At 51.3% G+C, this 25,237-nt stretch carries 25 protein-coding genes and 1 other RNA gene; 8 read left to right on the top strand and 18 right to left on the bottom strand.

Annotated elements, in window-relative coordinates; all coding sequences use genetic code 11:
• Positions 1-29 precede the first annotated feature (29 nt).
• A complete protein-coding gene (locus tag G5B42_RS08615) occupies positions 30-416 on the top strand; it encodes a PspC domain-containing protein (protein ID WP_181340068.1) in 387 nt (128 codons plus the stop codon).
• On the opposite strand, the gene G5B42_RS08610 is transcribed toward G5B42_RS08615, so the two are convergent.
• From G5B42_RS08610 to G5B42_RS08540, 15 genes are all read right to left on the bottom strand, one after another.
• Positions 400-981, bottom strand: coding sequence for a 5-formyltetrahydrofolate cyclo-ligase (locus tag G5B42_RS08610; protein WP_181340067.1), 582 nt, complete (start codon positions 979-981; stop codon positions 400-402). The two genes, G5B42_RS08615 and G5B42_RS08610, sit on opposite strands and share 17 nt — an antisense overlap.
• A 56-nt stretch (positions 982-1,037) precedes the next feature.
• Positions 1,038-1,223: non-coding RNA, 6S RNA (ssrS, locus tag G5B42_RS08605), on the bottom strand.
• 37 nt (positions 1,224-1,260) lie between these two features.
• Complete coding sequence (gene aspS, locus G5B42_RS08600) at positions 1,261-3,066, bottom strand: aspartate--tRNA ligase (protein WP_181340066.1); 1,806 nt, start codon at positions 3,064-3,066, stop codon at positions 1,261-1,263.
• A gap of 2 nt (positions 3,067-3,068) precedes the next feature.
• A complete protein-coding gene (hisS, locus tag G5B42_RS08595; protein ID WP_181340065.1) occupies positions 3,069-4,364 on the bottom strand; it encodes a histidine--tRNA ligase in 1,296 nt (431 codons plus the stop codon).
• A 95-nt stretch (positions 4,365-4,459) separates the two neighbouring features.
• Positions 4,460-5,968 carry a peptidylprolyl isomerase gene (locus G5B42_RS08590; RefSeq protein WP_231133394.1) on the bottom strand — a complete coding sequence of 503 codons (1,509 nt, stop codon included), beginning with the start codon at positions 5,966-5,968 and terminating at the stop codon, positions 4,460-4,462.
• A 113-nt stretch (positions 5,969-6,081) separates the two neighbouring features.
• Positions 6,082-7,554: a coproporphyrinogen dehydrogenase HemZ gene (gene hemZ, locus G5B42_RS08585; protein WP_181340063.1), complete on the bottom strand. Its 1,473-nt coding sequence runs from the start codon at positions 7,552-7,554 to the stop codon at positions 6,082-6,084.
• Positions 7,555-8,184 carry an MBL fold metallo-hydrolase gene (locus tag G5B42_RS08580; RefSeq protein ID WP_181340062.1) on the bottom strand — a complete coding sequence of 210 codons (630 nt, stop codon included), beginning with the start codon at positions 8,182-8,184 and terminating at the stop codon, positions 7,555-7,557. It lies immediately after the preceding gene.
• Positions 8,185-8,204: 20 nt separating this feature from the next.
• Positions 8,205-8,771 (bottom strand): signal peptidase I, encoded by a 567-nt coding sequence (gene lepB, locus G5B42_RS08575; protein ID WP_231133381.1) that lies wholly within the window; start codon positions 8,769-8,771, stop codon positions 8,205-8,207.
• 180 nt (positions 8,772-8,951) lie between these two features.
• Positions 8,952-9,227, bottom strand: coding sequence for an HU family DNA-binding protein (locus G5B42_RS08570; protein ID WP_181340060.1), 276 nt, complete (start codon positions 9,225-9,227; stop codon positions 8,952-8,954).
• Between the two features lie 225 nt (positions 9,228-9,452).
• On the bottom strand, positions 9,453-10,928 hold the full coding sequence (spoIVA, locus tag G5B42_RS08565; RefSeq protein ID WP_181340113.1) for a stage IV sporulation protein A: 1,476 nt from the start codon (positions 10,926-10,928) through the stop codon (positions 9,453-9,455).
• A 297-nt stretch (positions 10,929-11,225) separates the two neighbouring features.
• Complete coding sequence (locus tag G5B42_RS08560; RefSeq protein WP_181340059.1) at positions 11,226-11,852, bottom strand: DOMON domain-containing protein; 627 nt, start codon at positions 11,850-11,852, stop codon at positions 11,226-11,228.
• A gap of 91 nt (positions 11,853-11,943) precedes the next feature.
• Positions 11,944-12,951 (bottom strand): NAD(P)H-dependent glycerol-3-phosphate dehydrogenase, encoded by a 1,008-nt coding sequence (locus tag G5B42_RS08555; protein ID WP_181340058.1) that lies wholly within the window; start codon positions 12,949-12,951, stop codon positions 11,944-11,946.
• Positions 12,952-13,554, bottom strand: a complete 603-nt coding sequence (gene plsY / locus G5B42_RS08550) for a glycerol-3-phosphate 1-O-acyltransferase PlsY (RefSeq protein WP_181340057.1) — start codon at positions 13,552-13,554, stop codon at positions 12,952-12,954.
• Between the two features lie 25 nt (positions 13,555-13,579).
• The gene (der, locus tag G5B42_RS08545) at positions 13,580-14,890 is read right to left on the bottom strand and encodes a ribosome biogenesis GTPase Der (protein WP_181340056.1); all 1,311 of its coding nucleotides are present in this window, start codon (positions 14,888-14,890) and stop codon (positions 13,580-13,582) included.
• Positions 14,890-16,254 (bottom strand): DUF512 domain-containing protein, encoded by a 1,365-nt coding sequence (locus tag G5B42_RS08540; RefSeq protein ID WP_331274095.1) that lies wholly within the window; start codon positions 16,252-16,254, stop codon positions 14,890-14,892. The genes der and G5B42_RS08540 overlap by 1 nt, the downstream gene beginning before the upstream one ends.
• Before the next feature lie 120 nt (positions 16,255-16,374).
• Between G5B42_RS08540 and G5B42_RS08535 the strand changes: the two genes are divergently transcribed.
• On the top strand, positions 16,375-16,707 hold the full coding sequence (locus G5B42_RS08535; protein ID WP_181340054.1) for a hypothetical protein: 333 nt from the start codon (positions 16,375-16,377) through the stop codon (positions 16,705-16,707).
• 19 nt (positions 16,708-16,726) lie between these two features.
• On the opposite strand, the gene dut is transcribed toward G5B42_RS08535, so the two are convergent.
• Positions 16,727-17,179 carry a dUTP diphosphatase gene (dut, locus tag G5B42_RS08530; protein WP_181340112.1) on the bottom strand — a complete coding sequence of 151 codons (453 nt, stop codon included), beginning with the start codon at positions 17,177-17,179 and terminating at the stop codon, positions 16,727-16,729.
• Complete coding sequence (locus G5B42_RS08525; RefSeq protein WP_181340053.1) at positions 17,160-18,440, bottom strand: M16 family metallopeptidase; 1,281 nt, start codon at positions 18,438-18,440, stop codon at positions 17,160-17,162. The genes dut and G5B42_RS08525 overlap by 20 nt, the downstream gene beginning before the upstream one ends.
• Positions 18,441-18,782: 342 nt before the next feature.
• Between G5B42_RS08525 and G5B42_RS08520 the strand changes: the two genes are divergently transcribed.
• Positions 18,783-20,078 (top strand): glycosyl hydrolase family 18 protein, encoded by a 1,296-nt coding sequence (locus G5B42_RS08520; RefSeq protein WP_181340052.1) that lies wholly within the window; start codon positions 18,783-18,785, stop codon positions 20,076-20,078.
• 87 nt (positions 20,079-20,165) lie between these two features.
• Here the strand turns inward: G5B42_RS08520 and G5B42_RS08515 are convergent, their stop codons facing one another.
• On the bottom strand, positions 20,166-20,591 hold the full coding sequence (locus G5B42_RS08515; protein WP_181340051.1) for a hypothetical protein: 426 nt from the start codon (positions 20,589-20,591) through the stop codon (positions 20,166-20,168).
• A 277-nt stretch (positions 20,592-20,868) separates the two neighbouring features.
• On the opposite strand from G5B42_RS08515, the gene G5B42_RS08510 reads away from it, so the two are divergent.
• The 5 genes from G5B42_RS08510 to G5B42_RS08490 are packed head-to-tail and all read left to right on the top strand — an operon-like array spanning position 20,869 to position 25,179.
• Complete coding sequence (locus G5B42_RS08510; RefSeq protein ID WP_181340050.1) at positions 20,869-21,408, top strand: helix-turn-helix domain-containing protein; 540 nt, start codon at positions 20,869-20,871, stop codon at positions 21,406-21,408.
• Positions 21,409-21,462: 54 nt separating this feature from the next.
• Positions 21,463-22,521: a spermidine/putrescine ABC transporter ATP-binding protein gene (gene potA, locus G5B42_RS08505; protein ID WP_181340049.1), complete on the top strand. Its 1,059-nt coding sequence runs from the start codon at positions 21,463-21,465 to the stop codon at positions 22,519-22,521.
• Complete coding sequence (locus G5B42_RS08500) at positions 22,518-23,342, top strand: ABC transporter permease (protein WP_181340048.1); 825 nt, start codon at positions 22,518-22,520, stop codon at positions 23,340-23,342. The genes potA and G5B42_RS08500 overlap by 4 nt, the downstream gene beginning before the upstream one ends.
• Positions 23,339-24,139 (top strand): ABC transporter permease, encoded by an 801-nt coding sequence (locus tag G5B42_RS08495; protein WP_181340047.1) that lies wholly within the window; start codon positions 23,339-23,341, stop codon positions 24,137-24,139. Before G5B42_RS08500 ends, G5B42_RS08495 begins: the two co-directional genes overlap by 4 nt.
• Positions 24,133-25,179: an ABC transporter substrate-binding protein gene (locus G5B42_RS08490; RefSeq protein WP_181340046.1), complete on the top strand. Its 1,047-nt coding sequence runs from the start codon at positions 24,133-24,135 to the stop codon at positions 25,177-25,179. Before G5B42_RS08495 ends, G5B42_RS08490 begins: the two co-directional genes overlap by 7 nt.
• Positions 25,180-25,237: the final 58 nt, after the last annotated feature.

Genomic DNA, 25,237 nt, shown 5'->3' with positions numbered 1-25,237 from the left:
CAAGAGGAAGTAAAAGGAGGTCTTGCCTGGTGGAACCAAAACGTCTGTACCGATCCCGAAAGGATCGGGTAATCGCCGGGGTGGCCGGAGGGTTGGCCGATTATTTCAACGTTGATGTCACGGTAATCCGGTTATTGTGGCTCCTGTCGTTATCGTTCGGTGGCGGACTTGTTTATCTGATTGCTTGTTTCATTATTCCCGAAGAGAACGACAACTGGGACCGGACCGAAGTCCAAGAAAGCCCGGAAGACGATGAACAACGGTGGCGGCGGGGCGGCATCATCCTGATTGTCCTGGGATTGTTCTTCTTGTGGCGTGCCCTATTTCCCTGGCCGCGTTTTCGTGACTTGTTGCCGTTCTTCTTGATTATCCTTGGGATCATCATGCTCTTTGGCGGATTTAAACGTAACAGATAATTTCCTGCTCGGTTAGGACCGCATCGACTTTTATATCGTGGGGAGCAACAGGGAGGGCCTCGGCGATCTGCAGTTGAAAAGCAAGCCCAATTTTGGCCGCATCCGGTCTGACCGTGGACAGATAACGGTCATAATACCCGCCCCCGCGGCCCAACCGGTTCCCCTGTCGGTCAAAAGCAAGACCGGGAATGAAGAACAGCTCAATCTCCTCCGGGGAACATAACTCTCCGCTCCGGGGTTCCAAAATCCCGTAAACGCCAGGGGTTAAGGCATCCAGACTGTCGACGCGCCGGAACTCCATCATCCGGCTTTGCCGGTCCACCACGGGCAGGACTAAAACATGGCCTGCCGCCAGCAAACCGGCGAGGAGCGGCCGGGTAGCCACCTCGTGGCCAAAGGAGCAATAAGCCGCTATAACTTGCTTGTCCGGTAAGACCGGCAAGGCTAAAGCCCGCGCACAGATCTGGGCACTCCATCGCCGGACTTTGGCTTCCGGGATCTGCGCGAGCTTCGTCTGGTAGACGGCGCGCAGTTCTTTTTTTTCCGCCTTGACGGTGGATTGCAATGAACCAGCCCCCTTGACGCTTTGGTTTTTTCGTCGTGGTCATACCCAAAAAAGAAAGAAACCCCGCCATGTCGTTTACGGCTGAAGGTTACCTGAACCCGCTCTCAACAGGTGGGTGCCTACCCAGACGCTTTTGTGTGTCCTTCCTTCGCCAAGGCTTACACGCCACGCCCGGAGATCGGCTCCCTAGGTAAATGTGTTGGTTCAATACATCAGCTTCGTCACGCGCACAGCAGGGTTTCGTTTGTTGTTTCTATTTAGATCTTACCATATGTGGGCTTATCCTTGCAAGTCTGTGGTTGCCGCCGGAGGTTTCCTATACTTGGTAACCAAATGCACCTCATCCAACTGTTCCTGAGTTACTTCGGAGGGGGCCATGGTCATCAAGCACGTAGCGCTGGTCGTCTTCGGAAAAGCGATCACCTCACGCATGCTGCTTGCCCCTGCCAGCAGCATCACCAACCGGTCCAACCCCAGCGCGATGCCGCCGTGGGGCGGGGTCCCGTATTCAAAGGCCTCCAACAAAAAGCCGAATTTTTCTTGTACCACGTCGGGGGAGAGCCCCAGGGTGGCAAAGATCTTCTCTTGGAGGCTGCGCTCGTGAATCCGGATGCTGCCGCTGCCCAGCTCCATTCCGTTCAGCACCAAATCGTAGGCGTTAGCCCGGACCTTTAACGGCTCGACCTCCAAGAGCGCCTTCTCTTCCGGCAACGGTGAAGTAAAGGGGTGGTGCATGGCAACCAGACGACCCGTGGCGGCATCCTTTTCAAACAAGGGGAAGTTCAGCACCCATAAGAAATTATACTGGTTTTCTGGGATCAAATTTAAGCGGCGGCCAAACTCAAGGCGTAAAGCCCCGAGCGCCATGAGCGCCTGGGTTGGGTTCTGGTCGGCAATGATGATGATTAAATCGCCGTCTTTGGCTTCCAGTCGCGCAAAGACCTTTGCCAACTGTTCCTCAGTGAAAAACTTGCTGATCGGCGATTTTACTTTCCCTTCCGTCAAGGCAAAATAGGCCACGCCTTGCGCGCCGTGTTTGGCGGCCAACGCCGACAAGTCATCCAACTCCCGGCGGGTATAAGCCCCGCACCCCGGAGCATTGAAGGCAACCACTTTCCCCCCTTGGGCCAAGATCTTACGGAACACGGCAAACTCCCCATCGGCCACCAAGGCGGAGATATCCTTAAGTTCCAAACCAAACCGGGTGTCCGGTTTATCACTGCCGAAACGGTTCATCGCTTCTTCATAATCCAGACGGGGGAAAGGCCGTGGGATGTCAATCCCTTTCAGCTCCTTTAAGAGCACCGCCATCATCTCTTCCAGCAAGGCAAGGATGTTTTCCCGCTCGATAAAGGACATCTCGAGGTCGATCTGGGTAAATTCGGGTTGACGGTCCGCCCGTAAGTCTTCATCCCGGAAACAACGGGCAATCTGAAAATACTTCTCCACCCCGCTCACCATCAATAATTGTTTAAACAGTTGCGGGGATTGGGGCAAGGCGTAAAATTGACCGGGGTTGACGCGGCTGGGGACCAGAAAATCCCGCGCCCCTTCCGGCGTGCTCCGGGTTAACATGGGGGTTTCGATCTCCCAAAACCCTTTTTTATCTAAAAAATCACGGATCAACTTAACAATCCGGTGACGCAGGGCCAAATTCCTCTGCATTTCCGGGCGGCGCAGATCCAGATAACGGTAACGGAGACGGAGCGTCTCTTCTTCCGTTGGCCGTTCGTTCACGTAGATTGGCGGCGTCTTGGCCGTATTTAAGATCACCAGCTCGCTGGCGATCACCTCCACCGCACCGGTGGTCATTTCGGGGTTGACCATGTTCGCCGGTCTCTTTTGGACCTGTCCCTTCACCATAATTACGTATTCATTCCGCAGAGCCTCCGCGGTTTTAAAAAGCTCCGGCTGTTGCTCCGGATTAAAAACCACCTGGACCACACCGGACCGGTCGCGAAGGTCAACAAACAATAACCCGCCCAGGTTCCGGTAACGATTAACCCAGCCATTCAACGTAACAGTCTGACCTACTTCGTTTAAGCCGAGCAAACCACATTCGTGGGTACGAATCAGTGACGACATCCTTATTCCTCCCTTAGCGGTACTATCAGCCGGGGACTGACCAGTTCGGCAATCTCCTCCATCAAACCGGAAGCCGGGAGACGTTTTTGGCTTCCATCCGCCATAGTTTTCAGTGTTACTTGCCGCTCCCGCCATTCTTCCTCGCCGATGATCACGGCATAACCGGCTCCTGATTTATGAGCCGTTTTCAGCTGCGCTTTTAAGCTTTTCGCTCCGTTGCCCATCTCCACACTAAAGCCTTGCCGGCGTAGGACGGTGGCGATTTCAAAGGCGACTACGTTTAGCTCCTCGCCCAGAGGCAAGACATACAATTGGGGGCCAAAGGGAAGCTCCGGAATTTTCCCCTTTTGTTCCAAGGTTGTATAGAGCCTTTCCATCCCGGAAGCAAAACCAACCCCGGGGACCGCCGGCCCGCCACATTCCGCGACCAGCCCGTCATAACGGCCGCCGCCACAGAGAGCATTCTGGGCTCCCAAGTCATGATTGATGATCTCAAACACCGTCCGGGTGTAATAGTCCAAACCCCGGACCAACTTGTCGGACCGTTTATATTTCACGCCGACCTTTTCCAAAAGGGTGGTAACCTGGTCAAAATGGTGACGGCAGTCGGCACAAAGATAATGATGGATCGATGGCACCCGACTGATCACTTCTTGACAGACCGGGCTTTTGCAGTCCAACAAGCGTAAAGGATTACGGACTAAGCGCTGTTGGCAGGTGGGACAGAGCTGGTCGGCCACCGCCTGCAAGGCGGAGGTGAGCGCCGCTTTATATTCCTGACGGCACGCCGGGCAACCCACCGTATTCAGGTGAATTTCCAGCTCGGTCAAGCCCAATTGCCGGTAGAGGTCGTGGGCCAGAATGATCACCTCGGCATCGGCGACGGGACTTTTCTCACCGATCATTTCGACGCCGAACTGGTGGAACTGGCGGAAACGGCCGGCCTGCGGCCGCTCTTGCCGAAACATCGGGCCGATGTAGAAAAGTTTCGCCACGGGTGCCTGGCCATAAAGTTTATGTTCAATATAGGCGCGGACAACCGAAGCGGTACCCTCCGGCCGTAAGGTGAGACTGCGCCCGCCTTTGTCGACCAGAGTGTACATCTCCTTTTCCACGATATCAGTGGTTTCGCCGATCCCCCGTTGAAAGAGTTCGGTATGTTCAAAAATGGGCGTCCGGATCTCACCGTAGCCATAGGAAAGAAATACCTTGCGGATGGTCGACTCCATCCATTCCCAGACTATAGCTTGCGGCGGCATCAGATCAAAAGTGCCGCGTGGCGCAGTGATCAAATTCATCCCTCGTTCCTTAACGTAGTGTGCTTACTCATATAAGGAAAGAAAGGGTGAAGGGACCAGCCCTCCACCCAAACCTGCTTCTTAACTGACCGCGGTTATTCCGCCGGGGTTTCGATGATCCCCTCTTGGTTCCGTTCGGCTTCTAGTTTCTTCTGTTCCTCTTCCAATCTCCGGTTGAGCTCTTCCTGTTCCTTTTGGATCTTTTCGCGCAACTCCGCAATCTTGGCCTCTAAGGCTTCGGCTTCCGCGGTTAATTCTGCCTCTTTGTACTTTTCGAGAACCTGGTATAGATTGCCAAGGTTATCGCCGGCTTTGGCTTCCGCCGCCGTCAAAACTGCTTTGACCTTTTCCTGCTCGCCTTTGGCAAGATAAAGAGCGGCCTTTTCTAAGTCAACTTGGAAGTTACCCTGCAGTCCCTTGGGCAGACGGGCAAAGACACCAAGGGCCGCGTCGTATTCTTCCCTTTCTTTGTAGGCTCCTGCCAACGCCAGATAAGTCTTGAGTTCGTTTTTGTATCTTTTATCCTTTAGCGCTTTCTCATAGGCCATGGCGGCTTCCGCCCATTTCCCTTCCTGGCCCAGACTGTATCCCAACAGATAGGGGTCTAAAATCTCAATCTTAGCATGCTTCGTCCGTTGTTCTTTCACCCAGTCGCTCTTTTTCTCGGCCGAAAATTTTTCGGCAAGGAGCTCGTCCCGGATTTTCTCTTTTTCCCGTTCATACGCTGCGCCCTGGGCTAGCTTTTTGTCATGCACAGTAATTAAATGGTAACCAAACTGGGTTTTCACCGGTTCGCTGTATTCGCCAACCTCAAGCTTCAACGCCGCTTCCACGAACTCGGAAGCAAAGGCCATCTTGAAGTAACTGAGCGGAACACGTCCGAGTTTACCACCCTGCTCCTTATTGCTCGCATCATCCGAATACTCCCGGGCGAGCTCGGCAAAGTCGGCCCCCTCCTGGAGTTTTTGGTAAATCTCCCGGGCCTTCTTGAGGGCTTCCTGATCCGAGAGGGGTTCTGCCTTCACCTCGGAGCTGGTAGCAATGAGGATGTGGGCCGGTTCCAACTCTTCGTAACGATCAATGATCTCCGCTTCATCCACTTCCATTTGTGCTTCCTTTGCCAGGACAGTATACAATTTTTGTTCGGCCAGGATCTCCCGGATCATCGCCTTCAACCCTTTCAGGCTCCCGGCCCCGGTTTGGTAGATCAGGTACTCCAGCTCTTCTTCACTGTCAATCTGATTATAAAGTTTAATCTCGGCGAGTAGATCATCCACTTCCTGGTCGGAAACTTTGATCTTCCGTTTTTTGATCTCCTGGTTGACCAGTTCCTTGGCGATTAGATAATCCATGGTACTCAATTTGATCTGATCCTCACCGATGAAAGTACCGTATTGTTGCGTAAACCGCAGGTAGGCCTCGTTAAAGTCCCGGTCGGAGAGGGTCACCTTGTTGACCCGCGCGGAAGGGCCTTTATATAAAGTGAGGGTGTTGACATCTCCGAAGCGGGGAATATAATAGAACAAACCAACAACCAGACCTAAGACTAAAATAATAACAACCGGTTTCATTAATGTCGTTGTTAACCGGCGAAGACGCATCATTCCAGCCAAAAAAATTCCTCCTTAAAATATGATTTGCTCTTTCATATCACAAGGGAATCGACAAAGACCATTGCAAGCACTAACCTTAATTGTACCTAAAGCCACTGGCATTGTCAATTCACACTCGCCAAGAGCTTATTGACTTTTTCCGCCACCAATTCCTTGATCCGCCCCCGGTAGGTCGCCGGACATTTGGGGTTGGGAGTTCGGGAAACCTCCAGACTGACCGGATCAAACCATTTACTCATCCCACCTCCCCCTAAACCTAAAACGGTAGCGCGTTCTTCCATCATAATAATGTTATAAATCCCCTCCCGGCCTGGAAGGGTGTAACCGCTGTTTTCCTGTCCGGCCACAATCCTGCGCTGCCGGTAAAGATAATATGGATAATATCCGGCCGCTACCAGCCGCCTCCTGCCTGCTTCCAGCCAGTTGGCGACCCTTTCTTCGGCAATCTCCCCTTTTACTTGAGAAAAGTCCCACGTAGCCGCTCTTTTGGGCGCCAGGGTATGCAAAGTAATATTTTCGCTCCGGTAGGCAAGGAGCTTTTCAAGGGTATAATCCCAGTCTTCTTCTTGTTCCCCGGGTAAACCAAGGATCATATCCATGTTTAAACATGGAAAGTCCAACGCCCGGACCTGCGCCACCGCTGCTTCCACCTGTTCCACCGTATGCTGCCGGCCGATCCGCACCAGGGTCCGGGGGTTGAAGGTTTGCGGATTGACACTGACCCGGGTGACCCCGTAATCCCGGAGCAACTTCAATTTTTCCCGGTCCAAGGTGTCAGGACGCCCGGCTTCTACGGTGTATTCCAACAGTTCCCCCAGGGGGAAGCTGCGACTAACCTGCTCAAGGAGTTCGCGCAACTGATCTGCCGTCAAAACGGTAGGAGTTCCGCCCCCAATGTAAAGCGTGGCCGGGGAATGGCCCATCCGGGCAAGGGTTTTCCCAATCTCCGCAATTTCATAAGCAAGGGCCGCCAAAAACCCCTCCACCAAGTGGGCATGGGTGGCCAAGGGATAAGAAGCAAAGGAACAATAATGACATTTGGTCGGGCAGAAGGGAATCCCGATATAAATACTGATCCGGCCCGCCACCTTTTGCAACCAAGGCCTTTGGACCTCCCCGACGGCGGCTAAATGTGCCGCTTTTTCCGGAGCGAGCATAAACTGGGCCTGCAGACGTTCCTTTACTTCCGCCGGGCTAAACCCTAAGTCCCGCAGGTAATGGTAGAGCTTGCTTGGGCGAACGCCGGTAAGAATTCCCCAGGGTGGCGCCGGCCGGCCAATTTTCTGGAGTAAAACCAAGGCCCCTTTGCGCACCATTTCCTTTTGGCGCTGGGTAAAAGCATTCATATCGTAGCGGGAATCACCGATCTCCCGGTCCGTAAAAGTCACCTGGGCACTCTGCCGCCCACTGATCCGCCCCTGACAGGTCAGCTCCTGCTTTGTCCCGCTGATCGTGATGGCGATCCGGTAGTCGGCGGAACCACTTGTAAAAACCGCCTCCGGATCGACCGCAAGCACCATGTTTTCCATGTTGGGGATGTTCCCCGGTAAATTACACTCCAGTGCGTAAGAGGTCATTTATTCCCCACCAAATTGCTTCAAAAATGGATTGAACTGTTTTTCCCGCCCGATGGTGGTCTCCGGTCCATGACCGGGGAAAACCCGGGTTTCGGCGGGCAGTTGAACCAATCGCTGCAGACTTTGGTCCAAAGTTGCCTGGTCACCACCGGGGAGATCGGTCCGGCCGACACTGCCGGCAAAAAGGGTATCCCCACTAAACAGTAGTCCGGACGTGGCGATACAGATGCCGCCAGGAGTATGCCCCGGCGTATGGTTAATCTTCAGCATTTGCGCCCCTAAACACAGGACATCGCCATCAGCCAGCAACTGGTCCGGCGTGACTACTATTGGCCGGCTAAAAACAACGGAAAGGTTAAGGTTGGGATTGGTTGCCATCTCGGCATCGGCGGCATGGATGGCGACAATGGCACCAGTGTTGGCCTTTAACTCATTAACCCCGCCAATATGGTCGTAATGACCATGGGTAAGCAGAATATACTTTAATTTCAACTTTTTCTGCGTAAGCTCCGCCCAAATCTCCTGCGGTGGACCGCCCGGGTCAAAGCAGGCGGCTTCCAAACTTTCTTCATCCCACAACAGATAGCTGTTGACTTCCAGTTCGCCAAGGACGAACTGTTGTAGTCTCATGTTGATCCCACCTTATTTTTTTAACGGATCGGGCCGATCCGCTTTAGCGGCCAAAAGCGCCAAAAAGCCCGGCCGACAATGTTTTTCCGGGGGAGAGTCCCCCAATAATGACTATCCCAACTTTGGTTCCGGTTGTCCCCCAAAACGAAATACTCGTCCTCACCAACCGTGATCGGCCCGAATTCATAAATGGGACGGCGTTCCGGCGAAATATATTCCTCTGTAAGGGGAACACCGTTAATCCAGACTTTGCCTTCGGCGATCTCCACAGTCTCGCCGGGCAAGGCCACGATCCGTTTGATAAAATCATCCAGTCTTACCGGTTCCCCCTGGCGGCCCTGCTGTTCATTGGCCAGGTAATTTGCTTTCTCCGTTGGATGAAAAACAATAATGTCACCCCGGCGGGGTTCACGAAAGCGGTAGGAGACCTTCTCTACCAAAAAGCGGTCCCATTCGATGATCGTCGGCCGCATCGACGGGCTGGGTACATACCGCGCTTCCACGACAAAGGTACGTAAAAGCAAAAACAGAACCAGCGCCGGCAGAACGACCTCCAGGATCTCCCGGAAGATAGTTTTAAATTTCAAAGCCAATCTCCTCCCAAACGCAATGGGGATATGTCCACATTTAATCTTGAACGTAAAAAACAAAAGACAGTTCCGGCGGATAGCAAAAATCATATTATAAAAGGCCCCCAAATTACGGGAGGGCCTTGTAAAAACAAATAAACGGAGCCTTTCCGAAGGATAAGAAAATGTTTTGTGGAATTAACGATCCACCGCTTCTTTCAGTGCTTTCCCCGGTTTGAAAACCGGTACCTTCCTGGCTTTAATTTGGATGGCAGCTCCGGTTTGCGGATTCCGGCCCGTCCGGGCACTTCTCTCTTTCACCTCAAAACTGCCGAACCCGACCAGTTGAATCTTGTCTCCCTTGGATAAAGTTTCGGTCATCACTGAAAAAAGCGCGTCAATAGCTTTCCCCGTGTCTTTCTTCGTTAAACCGCACTTTTCGGCGACTTGATCGATCAACTCAGTTTTCGTCATCAACCTTCACCTCCTTCTGATGCACCCAATAAGTGCATTATGGAAAGTAGTAATCAATAGTTCCCTTGGAAATTGCATTTATCTATTCTAGATAATTCCCCGTTCTCCTTCCGTCTAACCGAAAAATATTTTCCCCGCCCCAGTCATCTGGTTCTTTGGCCGGCTTTTTTTAAAAAATTAAAGCCGTGTTTTACACGGCTTTCCCAGCTAGAGATGGGTTTCTAATTAAATTATAATACAGATCAGCCCACCGCTGCCTTCATTCAAAATTTTGGTCAATGTTTCTTGCAGTTTTTCTTGGGCATGAGGTGGCATCCGGCTTAATTTAGCTTGGATCCCTTCCTTGACCAAGTCATGAAGGGTCTTGCCAAAGAACTCGGTTTTCCAGATCCCCTCCGGATCTTTCTCAAATTCCTCCGTTAAAAAGCGGACAAATTCTTCCCCTTGTTTCTCCGTACCAACTACCGGAATAACTTCCGTCTGGATATTGGCTTTGATAAAGTGATAGGATGGCGCTGATGCCCGGATACGCACCCCGCACCGGCTCCCTTGTTGAATAAGCTGGGGTTCGGCAAATTCGATCTCATCCATTTGCGGCATAACCAGACCGTAACCGAACTCGCGCACTTGAGCTAGGGCCCCGGCTACCTTTTGGTATTCCTTTTTCACCGCAACCAGTTCTTGGATATTCCGTAAAAGGTCCCCATTGTTCTGCAGGGATAGACCGGTCATTTCCTGTAACACTTGATAGAAGAGGGCTCCGGCCGTCTGGATCCGGATCACAACGGTGCCCTTCCCCAAATCGACCTTGTCGAGAATAACCTCTTCCATGTGTTCGGTGCTGCGCAGAGTAGCCAAGACCTCTTCGATATCCTGCACTTTTTCCACCGGGGCAACCGCGGACATCACCGCTTCTTCGTAAGCGCACCGGAGCCAATGGTCGGCGGGCAACTCTTCGATCCAATCCACAAAATTGACCTGAATCTCCTGGACAGGGAACATCTTTAAGACACTCTGCATTATACGGTTCACTTCATCGACTTCCATCCGCAAACAATTCACCGACAGCACCGGAACTTTGTATTTCTCCTTTAAGGTTTCGACCAAGGCCAAAGTCTCCGTGGCTTCCGGATGAATCGAGTTGACAAGGACAACAAAGGGTTTACCCAAGGTGGCCAGTTCCGCCACGACCTTCTCTTCCGCGGGCAGATAATTCTCCCGTGGGATTTCGGTAATACTCCCGTCGGTGGTGACCACCAAACCAATGGTGGAATGGTCCTGGATCACTTTTCGTGTCCCCATCTCGGCCGCCACCTGGAAAGTGACCGGCGTTGTGCTCCAGGGTGTGAGCACCATACGCGGCCCAGTCTCATCTTGATAACCCCTGGCGCCCTCAACGGTATACCCGACACAGTCCACCATCCGCACCTTTAGTTCAACCTGGTCAAATTTGAGGGGAACCGCCTCATCCGGAATAAACTTGGGTTCCGTCGTCATAATCGTTTTGCCGGCACCACTTTGGGGCATTTCATCCATGGTGCGCTCGCGATAGTGCTGATCGCTGATGTTCGGTAAGACCATTAATTCCATAAAACGCTTGATAAAAGTGGACTTCCCGGTTCGCACCGGCCCGACAACACCAATATAGATGTTTCCATTCGTACGTTCGGCGATATCTTTAAAAATATCAAACCGTTCCAATCCTTCTCCCCCCTTTTCTCCTTCAAGTTCAACCGAAACGGCAAGTGTCTTTCTTCGCACACACCTCCCAAAGGCCTTAAATTCTTTGGACTCCGTTCCATCAGATTGATCTCAATATATATACAACAGAAGAATAACCGTTATGCTTTTCCGGTCCAAATTCCCCGGCCAGATCGTTGTCGCCCGGATCCGGGGTCTGTTTATCTATATGAAGGTCAGACCTAAAATAGGACAAAAAAAAACAACCCATCCGGGTTGCGCTCTCATGAGTTACCGATAAATAGCTTCTTGTCATATCTAGCGGGAAAGAACCAAGGTGGTATAGTCCAGTGGTCCAGTACCGAAAAGCCAATAAGTTTTGGCCTCTCCTGTACTGCTGACCTCGTTCACCCCGATCTGAACCGGTATCTCCCGGTGGTTCGGAGCAAGACCCAAGTTGGACAGGGCAATGTCAACAGTTAAGAAATAGCCCTCCGGAACGGGGAACGACCGTACCATTACACTTGTCCGGCGCCAGGAGGCACCGGAGATGTTCAGGAGCGGTTCTTTAATCTTACTGCTGGGCAAGAGATATAAAGTTACCGGCGTTGAACCCTGCGGCCAAAAAGAAAGCCGCAGATGATCACTGCCTCGAAAATCCAAGGAATAATCGTCTTGAAAGGTTAAAAAAAGATCCTTGACGTAAAAGCCCAGATATAATTGCTCCTGATCGAAACCGGCCCAGAGGCGTAAATTCATACCTCCAGGCAAAGAAAAGTCATAAGCGGCCGTGCTTTCCCGCCAGGCTTTCTCCGGGAGCGTTCCGGCAAAACTTTCATTAACCCGGACCGCTTTTAAAGGAACGTCCGCCGCTCTTGAAGGGGTTCCCAACACCAAAAACAACAAAACCAGCAGAAAGCCCTCTCTAACCAATTTCTTGGTCATTTTGATCGCTCCCTTCCGCAGCCGTAGGTGCCATCTTCGGCACCGCTCGGCCTGATCCTTTTGCGGAAATGCTGGAAACCCCCAAATTCGGTTAGAAAATATCTTCCGTTTCGGAACGGCGCTCGCGAATCATCAGATCTTCCACCGCCTGGCGGGGTGGATAATCCTCAAACAACACTTGGTACATCTTCTCCACGATCGGCAATTCAACCTGGAACTTTTTACTGAGCGCATAAGCTGCTTTCGTAGTGGGGACACCTTCCACCACCATTGGTGTGGAGGCCAAAATCTCCTCCAGGCGGCGGCCTTTCCCGATCTCCCGGCCCGCCCAAGCGTTTCTACTATGCCGACTGGCGGCCGTCACAAAAAGATCTCCCAGCCCAGACAAGCCGGAGAAAGTTTCGGGTTCCGCCCCCATCATTACACCCAGGCGGCGCATCTCCGCCAGGGCCCTGGTCACCAAAGCGGCCTTGGTGTTGTCCCCAAAGTTTAAGCCATCACAGATCCCGGCGGCCATCGAAAAAACATTCTTTAAAGCGCCACCAAGCTCCACGCCAAGCCGGTCCCGGTTTGTATAGACCCGGAAATACGGTGACATAAAGATTTCCTGCACCTCTTCGGCTACTTTTAAATCGGGCGACGCGACGACGGTGGCCGACGGCAGGCGGCGGCTCACTTCTTCGGAATGATTCGGACCCGAAAGAACCACAATTTCATGGTGGAGAGCAGATAGTTCCTCCTTTAAAACCTGGGACAGGGTTTTCAGCGTTTGGATCTCCAAACCTTTTCCGGCGTTAACGACAACCGTTTCCGGGGCAAGATGGGACGCAAATTGCTTCGCCGTGGTGCGTACCCACTGCGAAGGCACAACAAAAGTCACGAGCTCCGCCCCGTCCACCACTTCGGCCGGATCGGTGCTGGCTCTCAGTTCCGCGGGCAGCACAACCCCGGGAAGAAAGCGTTCATTGGTATGTTTTTGGTTGATCTCCGCCATCGTCTCTTGTTCATAAGCCCACAGCATAACCTGGTGTCCGTTCTCCGTCAGCAATTTGGCAAGCGCGGTACCCCAACCCCCTGCTCCAACTACTCCAACCTTCATTTATGAATCCTCCTTAGCCTTTTTCCGTAAGATTTTGTTTTCGGTGCCGTTCATAATCCGCTGAATGTTGGCGCGATGTCGAGAAATTGCCAAGAGACAGGCCAGTACGGCATAGAAAAACAGATCCGTATTCCCCGGATATAAGACCAGACAACTCAAGGGCAAGCCCAAAGCCGCAACGATTGAGGAGAGGGAGACATAGCCGCTCAGCAGCAAAGTGATGATCCAGAGGGGGGTGATGACCAAGAGTGTAGCCGGGGCCAAGACAATAATGGTCCCGAAAGAGGTGGCAATCCCTTTTCCCCCTTTAAATTTGAATTGAAGCGGCCAGTTATGACCGGCAATTACCGCCAGGGCGCACCAGGGGGCAATCTCGGGTACGCCCAACCAACCGCCAAGCAAACAACCGATGACCCCCTTTAACGTATCGCCAACTAGGACGATCAAACCGAAGAGCGGTCCTAAAATTCGGTAAACATTGGTCGCTCCCGGATTTCCGCTCCCTTTCTTGCGCACATCCACACGGAAAATAAGGGCAATCAATTCTCCGAACAAAATACCGCCAAGAAGATAACTGAGGACGACTGCTAAAACTATCCGCATCATGTACACTCCCGCTTATTTTTGGTTATTCTTTCGCCCTTGCCCGCACCAAAAAATGGATCGGCGAACCGATAAAACCAAAGTTTTCTCTTATTTGGTTCTCTAAAAAGCGGCGAAAAGAAAAGTGCATCAGGGAAGGGTCGTTTACCCACAACTGAAAAGTGGGGGGTTTGACCTTGACTTGCGTTGCATAATAAACCCTAAGTTGCTGTCCCTTATGGGATGGAGGTTGGTGGCGAAATAAAGCTTCACGGAGCAGTGCGTTCAAAGCACGGGTTGGAATCCGCTTGCTAAACTCATTCGCCACGTTAAAAACTTCCGGCAAGACTTTTTGCACCCGTTGTCCCGTTTTGGCCGAGATAAAAAGAACCGGTGCATAATCCAAAAAGGAAAGTTCGGTCCGGAGTTTCTCGACATACGTTTTAGCGGTCCGGTCGTCTTTTTCCACCAGATCCCACTTATTAACGACCAAGATCACTGCTTTCCCGGCTTCATAGGCGATTCCGGCGACTTTCTTATCCTGTTCAGCCAAAAAATCGGTTGCATCCAGCACCACCAGGACCACATCCGCCCTTTCCACCGCCCGGATGGCCCTGAGCACGCTATAATACTCGACGGCCTCCTCTACCTTGGCTTTACGCCTGATGCCGGCGGTGTCCACCAGGATATAGTTGGTCCCTTGGTACTGAAATGGGGTATCAATCGCATCACGCGTCGTTCCCGGAATGGGACTGACGATCACCCTTTCTTCCCCCAAGAGCGCGTTGAGGAGAGAAGACTTGCCCGTATTCGGCCGCCCAATCAGGGCAACACGGATCGCGTCCTCCTCCTCTTTTTGCTGGACGGGAAATTCAGCCACCGTTTGGTCTAAAAGGTCGCCAAGGTTTAAGGCATGTTCGGCCGAGACCAGGATCGGCGGTCCGAGCCCCAGCGCGTAAAATTCACTGGCTAACGACGGGTCATAGGTATCGACTTTATTACCCACCAAAATCAGTGGTTTTTTTGTTTTCCGCAAGAGGTCGGCGATCTCCTGATCCAAGGGATGCAACCCTTCCCGGGCATCAACTACAAACCAGATCACATCGGCTTCTTCAATCGCCAATTTGACCTGGTTATAAACTTTGACGTCTAAAGGGTCATTTTTGTTACCGGTAATTCCGCCGGTATCCACCAGCAAGAATGTTTTTTCCATCCACGCGGTCTCCCGGTAAAGCCGGTCCCGGGTGATCCCGGGGATATCTTCCACAATGGCGAGCCTTTCCCCGATCACCCGGTTGAACAAAGTGGATTTTCCGACGTTCGGGCGGCCAACAATGGCCACAATCGGTTTGGGCATCAATCATCCTCCAATCCAAGCAAAGTTTTGACCACGACCTCTCCGCTAACGGGAAGGACTTTTACCGGATGTGGAACGCGCGCCCGCAACTCATCCACCGTCATCCCATCTAAAAAATCATTCTCCGGCCGGCGGAGCATAACCTGGGGAAGCAACAGGGAGGTCCCAGGTTTTAGCGGGGTCTCCGCCAAGGCGCGCCGGATATCGCCTCCGGTGACCAGTCCGGTCACCGTGACCTCCGGACCGAAAAAATGGTTCGTTACGGGTAAGATCGCCAGTTCAATCCGGGGAAAAACCTCTGTAAGCATGCGGCGAAGCTCGGTCCACAGGCCAACCGCACCGGTTCCGGTAATGACCGTAAAATGGCCCGCCTTCCCACGCCGCTGTCCTTCCCCGGCCAACTTAGTCAGGGTTTGTTGAAACTCGGTTTTGAACAAAGGCCACAAACCAACCCCATTCTCCAATTGGAGCAGGTCTTCATAGGCCTCCAGGGGAGGAAACTCCTGTTCCGCCTGGAGGTAAAACTCATCGGCCGCAAAAACCAGCCTGCTCCCGTAGGCGCTCAGAAATCGCTCTTGCGCACGATGGACAAGCTTTAACACCGCCCGGGCTTCTTCCCGTGTAAAAAGGCGCAATGGGGTGAGCCCCGTCCGGTGGCGGGTCAATCCCACCGGAACAATGGCCAGTGTTTGCAAGTGTGGCCAGAACGCCCCCAAATCAGCGATGGTTTTTTCCAAAATCGGACCGTCGTTAATGCCGGGACAAAGGACCGCTTGGGCGTGAAAGTGACACCCCCAGGCCGCCAGTTGCCGGAGGTGCGCCAGAATCTCCCCGGCCCGCCGGTGGCCAAGCAAGCGGACCCGTATTTCCGGGTCGGTAGCGTGCACCGAAATGTAGAGCGGGCTTAAACGAAGCTCCTGGATTCGCTGCCAATCGGCGTCACTCAGATTGGTTAAGGTAATATAACTTCCTTGGAGAAAAGAAAGGCGGTAATCATCGTCTTTTATGTACAACGACGGCCTTAGCCCCGGTGGCATCTGGTCGACAAAACAGAACAAACAACGGTTACGGCAAGGCTTGATGCCGTCAAAGACAGCCGCCGTAAAGGACAACCCCAACCCTTCGCTCTCGGCTTTCTCCACCTCATACTCCCAATACTCCCCGTTTTCCTTCTCCACCTCTAAAACGAGGTGTTCCTGGGCTTCTTCCATCTGGTAAGTGATGAGGTCCGGTATTCTTTTTCCGTTGATCTTCACGATCCGGTCACCAGGCTGCAATCCGAGACGGGAAGCCAAACTGTGGGGGGCGACGGCTGCAACCACGGCAACCGGTTTTTCTCTACGCAAGTTGGATCCTTCCTTAATTTATAGACGTTAAAAACTCGGCAGTAGTTTCTTCCTTCCCTAATCTACCCCGTTTTTCTTTCCCTAATTGCGTGTGAAGGGCAGAAAAAAGGAGAGAATAAGGGCGAAAGGGGAATTGTGATGTCCTGGCGACGTTTTGGATTCAAGTTTGCCGCCGCTTTTCTTGTGGTTTTCGGCCTTGGTTATCTCCTGCCCAACTTTTCGGTGCTTCCGGTTTCCACCGCCGCGTTCGCGGGACTGACCATTGCCGGACTCAGTTTTTGCGTGGAAACCCTCATCCTAAAGAAAGATGTACTACCCTTCACCTATGGCTTAATCAGCTTTTTCCTTTCCTTGTTTGGGCTGGCCTTCTTGAAGATGGGCGCCGCGATCGATTTATCCTGGTTGGGTTTGCTCGCGGCCGCGTTGATCATCGGACTTGTTGATCTTATTATTCCCTCCACCCTCAATTAAAGCGGAAGCACCGCTTAGTTCATCGCCGGCCGGTATGGCCAAAACCACCGTCCCCGCGCCCGGTCTCTTCCAACTCACCACAGAGGAGCCATGTGCTTCGTACCACCGGAGCCACCACCAGTTGTGCAATGCGGTCGCCCCGTTTAATCAGAAATCCGTTCCGTCCGTGGTTGATTAAAAGCACTTTAATCTCCCCCCGGTAGTCTTGATCAATCGTTCCCGGGGCATTCAAAACGGTGACCCCGAATTTGGCCGCCAAACCGCTCCGGGGCCGGATTTGTCCTTCGTAACCGTCCGGCAGCGCGATGGCAAGCCCGGTCGGAACCAAAGCGTACTCCCCGGCGGGAAGCAGAAGATCCTCCTCCACCGCCGCCAAGAGATCCATACCCGCCGCGCCGGCGGTCATATACTTCGGTAAAGGAAGATCACCGGCATGGGGCAACTTTTTGACTTTAATCTGGATCGGTGGCATCATCATTCTTCCATCCTTTGGCAACCGCTTCGTCTTCTTCTTGGAAGGGGCCCAGCGCGGCTAGGGTGACCTGTTCTTCCTGGAAAAGATCACTGGAGATCCGGATCAAATCTTCCGCGGTCACCCGTTCCACCGCGGCTAAAACCTCTTCGGGCGGGATAAAACGGCCATAAAATAATTCGGACTTGGCCAGGCGGGTCATCCGGTTGGTCGTATTCTCCAGACTAAGCCAGAGGTTTCCTTTGATCTGTTCCTTCGCCCGGTTTAATTCTTCGGTCGGTACCGGCTCTTCCCTTAGGCGTTTGAGCTCTTTCCAGATGAGCGAAAGGACCCGGGGAAAGTTTTTCCGGCTGGTCCCGGCGTAAATGGAGAATAAGCCGGTATCACGAAAAGCCGAGTAATAAGCACCGGTGGAGTAGACCAGTCCGCGCTCCTCCCTTAACTCCTGGAACAACCGGGAAGAAGAACTCCCCCCCAAAAGATTGTTGAGGACCAATAACCCATAACGGTCTTGGTGTTTCCGGTGGAAACCGGGGACCCCGATACAAAGGTGCACTTGTTCGGTGTCTTTCTTCCGCAAACAGGTTGTCCCTGCGGTCTGAACGGGGCTGCTTTCCCCCGGCGTAAAACTCCCCCGCAAATTTCGCCAAAAGGCATTGCATTCCTCCACCAGCCGGCTTACCTCGAAATTACCCGCAATGGCCAGACAGGAATTGTCCGGCGTGTAAAATCGTTCTTTAAAGCGGATTAAATCCTCGCGGCTGGTCCGTAAGATACTTTCCGGTGTGCCGAGGATTGGATGGCCAAGCGGATGATCTTTCAGCAGGGTTTGGACCATCAGGTCATAGATTAGTTCATCGGGATTGTCTTCGTACATCCGCACCTCTTCGAGGATGACATTTTTCTCTTTTTCCAGTTCTTCCGGGGCAAACAAGGGGTTGATTACCATATCGGCCAGCAATTCCAGGCCCAAGCGGAGATGCTGGTCGAGAATTTTTACGTAATAACAGGTGTATTCTTTTGTGGTAAAAGCGTTTAAATGCCCCCCCACCGCATCAATCGTTTCGGCGATCTTCCGGGCCGACCGTTGTTCGGTTCCTTTGAAGAGCATGTGCTCGAGCAGGTGGGAGATGCCTTGTTCCGCAGGGGATTCGTTCCGCGAGCCGCAGGCGACCCAAAAACCAATCGCCACGGAACGAACGCTTGGGATGTGTTCGTAAACTAAAGTTAAGCCGTTTTCGAGTTTTGTTCGGTTTGACATTCGCGAAATCTCCTCATTCCGATTCTTCATAATCATATTCTCCATAAATCGACAGCGTAATCAATCTTCATTGGCGCGGTTCGCGCGGCATGTGTGGTTTATTTTTTTTGTAAAAAGATCTTGGGACCCGATTCTATTCGCGATGCGAAGGAAAAACCCTTTCATTTGTAGACAATTGCAATCAATCCTTTACTTTATAATTAAAATTTTGTAAAGGACAGCTTCCCCCTTTGAATTTGAAGTTCTATACTGAACTGGTTTAATCTACATAAAGGTTTCTGCGCGGCGGAGCGCGAATCTAATTAAGGCGATTTAGTTTATGTTAACATGAGGGGTAATTAAATGGAGCAAAACATTCTCACCACCGTTCTGGCGCTGCTGGTCTATCTTTCTTCTGCGCTGTTTGGTGGCGGCGGCGACGCTACCGATCCGCACCTCCCGCCCACCACCGGCTCTGCGCAATCCCCCTCCATGACCTCGGCTTTACCTTCAACCGTTGCGGTTTCGGCGGAAACGGTCAGTATGCGCTCAGAACCTGTCACGAAAGCTAATGTGATTCGCCAGCTTCCGAAGGGAACTGTCCTTGCCGTGCAGGATGAAAAGGACGGCTGGTACCAAGTGTCCGACGGACAAGGCAATTCCGGCTGGGTTGTCAAATGGGCCGTGAAACCAGGTTATGTTACGGTCCCGGCGACTCTGCAACAACGGGAAGTCTTTGGCTACTATGCCGAAAGCTATAATGGTGACACTCGCGCCTTAAATTCGTTTACACAAAATACCAGCACCATTACGACCATCGCGCCCTTTTTCTACCGGGTAGAGCAAAACGGAAAAATCAGTGGTCAGACCAAACCCCAGTTGATCCAGGCCGCGAAGAGTACAGGTGTCAAGATCCTGGCCGTCGTCACCAACATTGATTCCTCGTCCAGCTTTAACAAAAAGACCGTAAGCTCCCTTTTAAGAAATAAATCCGCCCGGAGTACGGCAATCAGAGAGATCCTTAATCTGCTAAAGGATAACGGGTATTCCGGTGTTAATATTGACTTTGAAGGGGTTCCCCCGGCTGACCGGCCTTATTTAACCGCCTTCTTCCGGGAACTGGCCGCCACTTTACGGGCCAATAATTTACTGGTCACCGCCGCGTTACCCGCGAAAACTGCCACCGAGGAATGGTCCGCCTGGTCGGGGGCCTACGATTACCAAGCAATCGCCCCTTACTTGGACTTAGCGGTCCTGATGACTTATGACCAGCATTATGCGGGTGGACCGGCCGGTCCGGTGGCATCCCAACCTTGGGTCGACAGCGTCTTGACTTATGCGCTCCGTTATTTCGCCCCGCAAAAATTGGTCATGGGTATCGCCGCCTATGGGTACGACTGGAATGACCGTTCCGGACGGGCTTTAAACTACACGGCAATTCAGTCCTTAATCAAGAAACACAAGATCGTCCCCGATTGGCACGAAGAATATAAAACACCCTATTTCACCTACACTGAAGGTGGAGTCCGTCATGAAGTCTGGTACGAAAACCGCCGGAGTACCGCCGCCAAACTGGAACTGGTTAAGAAATACAACCTCCGCGGGGTCGCCATCTGGCGTTTAGGTTACGAAGACCCGGGAATCTGGAGTATTTTATAACAGAAAGAGGAGAGCATACCCTCGTGACGGAAGGGAAAGCGCTCCTCTTTTTTTGTTGGGTCAACCCTATCCTTAGGCAAATTGGAATTATTTAAAAATCCGGTTCGTGATCCTTAATAGCGCCAAAACCACAAGCGCACCAAGAAATACCGTCAGATGAGGAATGAAGGTTTGGATATTGGCGGTGGCAGACTGACTGAACACGTTCAACACCCGGGCCACGCCGGGAACGCGGTACTGCTCAAGCAAGGGAATCGAGCCCAGAACCAGACCGATAATTAAAGGCCACACCTGCCGTTTGTTCATGAAGATGACCATCAGAACGAAGGCAATAAGTAAGACACCGCCATAGACTTTAATCCAACCAAAGTTAATGTAAATTTTGTGTGTATTGACCACCAATGTTTCGGTGCTCTCGGCGACCAACGGCTGCAACAGGAAGAAAAGCGCGATGACCGTAAAAGCACTGAAGAGAATCGTCCCTAAAAGGCCGCGCAAATCTGTTTCTTTCATTAATATACCCCTCCTTTTAGTTAATTAATATTAATTCGCGGACGATCAAATTATACCTTCTTTTGCCCCTCTTCCTTTCCCCCGAAAAAAGCCAGTTTTCCCCGGACTGCCAAGCATAACGAAAACCTTATTAAAACTTGTAATTTTCGGTTGCAAAGAAAAAAAGAAAAACCCTTGACTCTTCCCTCCGATCTGCTTATAATTATGGTTGTTGTTTCGGTTTAGCATTGGTAAACTTGGAGTTTAATTACATTAAAATAAGACAAGGATGAAGTAAATGAAAATCGGGGAAAAAATCAGGCGTTTGCGGATTAGGAACCAATTAACCCAAGAGGAGTTGGCCAATCGTTGTGAACTGTCGAAAGGCTTCATTTCCCAAGTGGAACGGGATCTGACCTCCCCTTCAATCGCAACCTTGCTTGACATTCTGGAATGCTTGGGAACGAACATCAATGAGTTTTTCAACGAAACCGTCGATGAAAAAATTGTTTTTAAACGAGACGACATTTTTATTCGGGAAGATCCGGAGTTAAAACACCAGATCCATTGGATTGTGCCCAATTCCCAGAAAAACCGGATGGAGCCCATCCTGGTCAATCTGGAGCCCGGCGGAACCACCAAAGTAGACGACCCCCACGACGGCGAAGAATTTGGGTTTGTTTTAGCCGGTTCCGTCAATCTCCATCTGGGCAAACAGGTCTTTAAGGCCAGAAAGAATGAGAGTTTCTACTTCAAGGCTGTCGCCAGCCATTATCTCTCCAATCCAGGATCGACCAACGCAAAAGTGCTTTGGGTTTCAACTCCACCCAGTTTTTAAGGTTCTTTAATTATAGTGAGAGAGAGATCATTAACAATCGCGGAGGGTAGTGGAATGCAGCAGCAAAATATCATTCATCTGGTCGACATCTGCAAGGATTATAACGGGACGGAAGCGCTAAAAAACATCAACCTTTATATCCGAAAAAATGAATTTTTGACGCTGCTTGGACCCAGTGGTTGTGGGAAAACAACAACCCTGCGGATTATTGGCGGGTTTGAAGAACCGACCAGCGGTGACCTTTTTTTTAACGGGGTAAGAATCAACGATCTCCCCGCCTACAAACGGCGGGTAAATACTGTCTTCCAAAAATACGCTCTCTTTCCTCATCTAAACGTCTTTGAAAACGTCGCCTTTGGGCTGAAGATCAAAAAGATCGATAAAAAGGTCATTGAGGAAAAAGTCCGTACCATTCTCAGCCTCGTGAACCTGGAAGGATACGAAAAACGCGAGATCGATTCCTTAAGCGGCGGCCAACAACAGAGAGTGGCCATTGCCCGCGCTCTGGTCAATGAGCCGGAAGTCTTGCTTCTGGACGAACCTTTGGGGGCCCTTGACCTGAAACTGCGGCAAGAGATGCAGATCGAACTGAAGAATATGCAAAAAAGACTGGGCATCACTTTTGTCTATGTCACCCATGACCAGGAAGAGGCGCTTTCCATGTCGGACACCGTGGTGGTCATGAAAGACGGAACGATTCAGCAGATCGGGACCCCCATTGATATCTATAATGAACCGAAAAACGCTTTTGTCGCCGATTTTATCGGCGAAAGCAACATCATCGACGGGATCATGCACCGCGATTATCTGGTGGAGTTTGCCGGTTTACAATTTGACTGTGTTGACCGGGGTTTTGCCGAGGCGGAGCCGGTTGATGTGGTGGTTCGTCCGGAAGATATTCAAGTGGTGTCTGAGGATGCCAGTGCCCTCCGCGGTGAAGTCAAAGCGGTAACCTTTAAAGGGGTACACTACGAGATGCTGGTTGACAGTGCAACCAACCCTGCCTACCGTTGGAAGATCCATAGTACGGAGATGGCGCCGGTGGGCGCGAAAATCGGGCTAAAGATTCTGCCCGACGCTATCCATATCATGAAAAAGGTGGCCGCAAAATGAAGAAAAACTGGGTGAGTTATCCCTATCTTCTTTGGATGCTGGTCTTTATTTTCCTCCCCCTCCTGCTGGTGCTCTTTTATAGCGTGACCACCCGGACTGAGGAGGGGCTTACTTTTACGCTCGAGCATTTTCAGCGGTTTATGGAGCCAATCTATCTTAAAGTCCTCTTCCGTTCGGTTAAGTTAGCCGTGATCTGTACGGTAATCTGCCTGGTCCTCGGTTATCCCATGGCGATGATCCTGGCCGGAAACCATTTTAAACGGAAGCAAATCATGGTCTTTCTTTTTGTGATGCCAATGTGGATGAATTTTCTGCTCCGCACCTATGCTTGGATGACCCTTCTGGAAAGAACAGGCTTGATCAACACCTTTCTTTCGTGGCTGGGGCTGCCCACCTTAAATCTGCTCTATACGGAAGAAGCAGTTGTGTTGGGGATGGTCTATAATTTTCTCCCTTTTATGGTGCTCCCCATCTATTCGGTGCTGAGTAAGATCGATAAAAGCCTGATTGAAGCCGCCCAAGACCTGGGGGCCGACGATTTCACCATTTTTCGGAAAGTTACTTTCCCGCTGAGTCTACCCGGAGTGCTTTCCGGCATCACCATGGTTTTTATGCCGGCGGTAACCACCTTCGTGATCTCGCGGTTGTTGGGCGGCGGACAGTTCACCATGATTGGCAACCTAATTGAACAACAGTTTTTGGTAGTCGGTGATTGGAATTTCGGCTCGGCCATTTCCATGGTGATGATGCTGGTGATCCTGATCAGTATTGGTGTCATGTCCAAGTACGAAAAGGAAAATGAAGGGAGTGGGCTCTTTTGATCCGGTTTCTAAAGAAAAGCTACGCCGCCTTAATCTACCTGTTTTTATACGCGCCCATCCTCATTCTCCTGGTCTTTTCCTTTAATGCCTCCAAAGCAAGGGGAAACTGGACAGGGTTCACCTTAAAGTGGTATCTGGAACTCTTTCAAGACCGGCAGATTATGAAAGCCCTTTACCATACAATCATTATTGCCGTTCTCTCTTCCACCATCGCCACGGTCATTGGCACGGCGGCCGCCATTGGGATTCACAACATGAAAAAGCTGAAGAAGAAGATTGTCATGAACATCACTTATATCCCGGTGGTCAATCCGGATATCGTGACGGGCTTATCTTTAATGCTCCTGTTCATCTTTACCAATTTTCGCCTTGGTTTTGTCTCTTTACTTTTGTCCCATATTACCTTTAACATTCCCTATGTTATCCTATCCGTTCTGCCCAAGTTAAAACAGTTGGACAAAAATCTTTATGAGGCGGCTTTGGATCTGGGGGCCACTCCCCTTTATGCCTACCGGAAAGTTATTCTCCCCGAGATCATGCCGGGGGTCATTACCGGACTTCTGCTCGCATTTACGCTCTCCATCGACGACTTTGTAATTAGTTTCTTTACCACCGGCTCCGGGGTCTCTACCCTGTCGATCATTGTCTATTCGATGGCGCGGCGCGGAATCAATCCAAAGATCAACGCCCTTTCAACCCTGCTCTTCGTGACGGTCCTCCTCTTGTTGGTCATCGTTAATTTGCGGACGTCCGGAACGTCCCATGATCATAAAAAAAGGAGTGAGCAAAAATGGTGAAGAAAAACCGGATTCTGCTGGCGGCGGTCCTCTTGGCGGTTTTTGTCTTAACCTTTTCGTCCTGCGGCCGGGACAAGCGGGTGGTGCTGAACGTTTACAACTGGGGAGACTACATTGATGAATCCGTAATCGACCTCTTTGAAAAGAAGTATAACATCAAAGTGAATTACGATACCTTCAGCACCAACGAGGATATGTATGTCAAGATCAAATCCGGCGGGGCGGACTACGATGTACTCTTCCCGTCCGACTACACCATCGAACGGATGATCAGGGAAGACATGCTGCATAAACTGGACTTTAACAACATTCCGAACTTCAAATACATTGACGACCGTTTCAAAAACCTTGGCTATGACCCAAACAATGAATATTCCGTTCCTTATATGTGGGGGACAGTCGGCATTCTTTACAATAAAACGATGGTTGATGAACCGGTGACCAGTTGGCGGATTCTTTGGGACGAAAAGTACAGTAAACAGATCCTGATGCTCGACAGTCAACGGGATTCCATCGGCGTTGCGTTGAAAATGCTTGGCTATGACATGAACACCCGGAATCTTGACGAGCTGGAAGCCGCCAAACAGGCTTTGATTCAACAAAAGCCGTTGGTCCTGGCCTACGTCGGAGATGATGTCAAGGACAAAATGATTTCGGGCGAAGCGGCTTTGGCCGTGGTCTGGTCCGGAGATGCCATTTTTATGAAAAGGGAAAACCCGGATCTGGAATACGCACTCCCCAAGGAAGGCAGTAACCTTTGGTTCGATGCCATGGTCATCCCCAAAACCAGTAAGAACAAGGCCGCAGCCGAACTCTTCATTAACTTCATGTGCGAACCGGAGATCGCTTATAAAAATGCGGATTATATCGGGTACTCCAGTCCCCACACGGAAGTGAAAAAAATGCTCGATCCGGAGCTGGTTGCCGACAAGGCGGCCTATCCTGATGAAGAAGACCTCGTCAATTACGACATCTATAAAGATCTAGGCGATTATTTGAAGGTCTACGACCGGATCTGGACCGAGGTCAAATCCCATTAAGGAATTAAGTAAATTGTTGAAAAAAGCCGCTCCTCTCCTCCGCCAAATGGTGAGGATG

This window comes from Capillibacterium thermochitinicola (assembly GCF_013664685.1).
Lineage (GTDB): Bacteria > Bacillota > UBA4882 > UBA10575 > UBA10575 > Capillibacterium > Capillibacterium thermochitinicola.
Note: the sequence above shows the minus strand (reverse complement) of the source record. Positions and strands in the feature narration are given on the sequence as shown.

What these genes read in the sequence shown, in the direction of transcription:
- hemZ (WP_181340063.1), bottom strand. Translation starts at nt 7,554, where the DNA reads ATGACCTCTTACGCACTGGAGTGTAATTTACCGGGGAACATCCCCAAC.
- G5B42_RS08580 (WP_181340062.1), bottom strand. Translation starts at nt 8,184, where the DNA reads ATGAGACTACAACAGTTCGTCCTTGGCGAACTGGAAGTCAACAGCTAT.
- plsY (WP_181340057.1), bottom strand. Translation starts at nt 13,554, where the DNA reads ATGCGGATAGTTTTAGCAGTCGTCCTCAGTTATCTTCTTGGCGGTATT.
- G5B42_RS08560 (WP_181340059.1), bottom strand. Translation starts at nt 11,852, where the DNA reads ATGACCAAGAAATTGGTTAGAGAGGGCTTTCTGCTGGTTTTGTTGTTT.
- potA (WP_181340049.1), top strand. Translation starts at nt 21,463, where the DNA reads ATGCAGCAGCAAAATATCATTCATCTGGTCGACATCTGCAAGGATTAT.
- G5B42_RS08490 (WP_181340046.1), top strand. Translation starts at nt 24,133, where the DNA reads ATGGTGAAGAAAAACCGGATTCTGCTGGCGGCGGTCCTCTTGGCGGTT.
- G5B42_RS08555 (WP_181340058.1), bottom strand. Translation starts at nt 12,951, where the DNA reads ATGAAGGTTGGAGTAGTTGGAGCAGGGGGTTGGGGTACCGCGCTTGCC.
- G5B42_RS08525 (WP_181340053.1), bottom strand. Translation starts at nt 18,440, where the DNA reads ATGTCAAACCGAACAAAACTCGAAAACGGCTTAACTTTAGTTTACGAA.
- G5B42_RS08500 (WP_181340048.1), top strand. Translation starts at nt 22,518, where the DNA reads ATGAAGAAAAACTGGGTGAGTTATCCCTATCTTCTTTGGATGCTGGTC.
- G5B42_RS08520 (WP_181340052.1), top strand. Translation starts at nt 18,783, where the DNA reads ATGGAGCAAAACATTCTCACCACCGTTCTGGCGCTGCTGGTCTATCTT.
- dut (WP_181340112.1), bottom strand. Translation starts at nt 17,179, where the DNA reads ATGCCACCGATCCAGATTAAAGTCAAAAAGTTGCCCCATGCCGGTGAT.
- der (WP_181340056.1), bottom strand. Translation starts at nt 14,890, where the DNA reads ATGCCCAAACCGATTGTGGCCATTGTTGGCCGCCCGAACGTCGGAAAA.
- G5B42_RS08510 (WP_181340050.1), top strand. Translation starts at nt 20,869, where the DNA reads ATGAAAATCGGGGAAAAAATCAGGCGTTTGCGGATTAGGAACCAATTA.
- G5B42_RS08535 (WP_181340054.1), top strand. Translation starts at nt 16,375, where the DNA reads ATGTCCTGGCGACGTTTTGGATTCAAGTTTGCCGCCGCTTTTCTTGTG.
- G5B42_RS08570 (WP_181340060.1), bottom strand. Translation starts at nt 9,227, where the DNA reads ATGACGAAAACTGAGTTGATCGATCAAGTCGCCGAAAAGTGCGGTTTA.
- G5B42_RS08515 (WP_181340051.1), bottom strand. Translation starts at nt 20,591, where the DNA reads ATGAAAGAAACAGATTTGCGCGGCCTTTTAGGGACGATTCTCTTCAGT.
- aspS (WP_181340066.1), bottom strand. Translation starts at nt 3,066, where the DNA reads ATGTCGTCACTGATTCGTACCCACGAATGTGGTTTGCTCGGCTTAAAC.
- hisS (WP_181340065.1), bottom strand. Translation starts at nt 4,364, where the DNA reads ATGAATTTGATCACTGCGCCACGCGGCACTTTTGATCTGATGCCGCCG.
- G5B42_RS08590 (WP_231133394.1), bottom strand. Translation starts at nt 5,968, where the DNA reads ATGATGCGTCTTCGCCGGTTAACAACGACATTAATGAAACCGGTTGTT.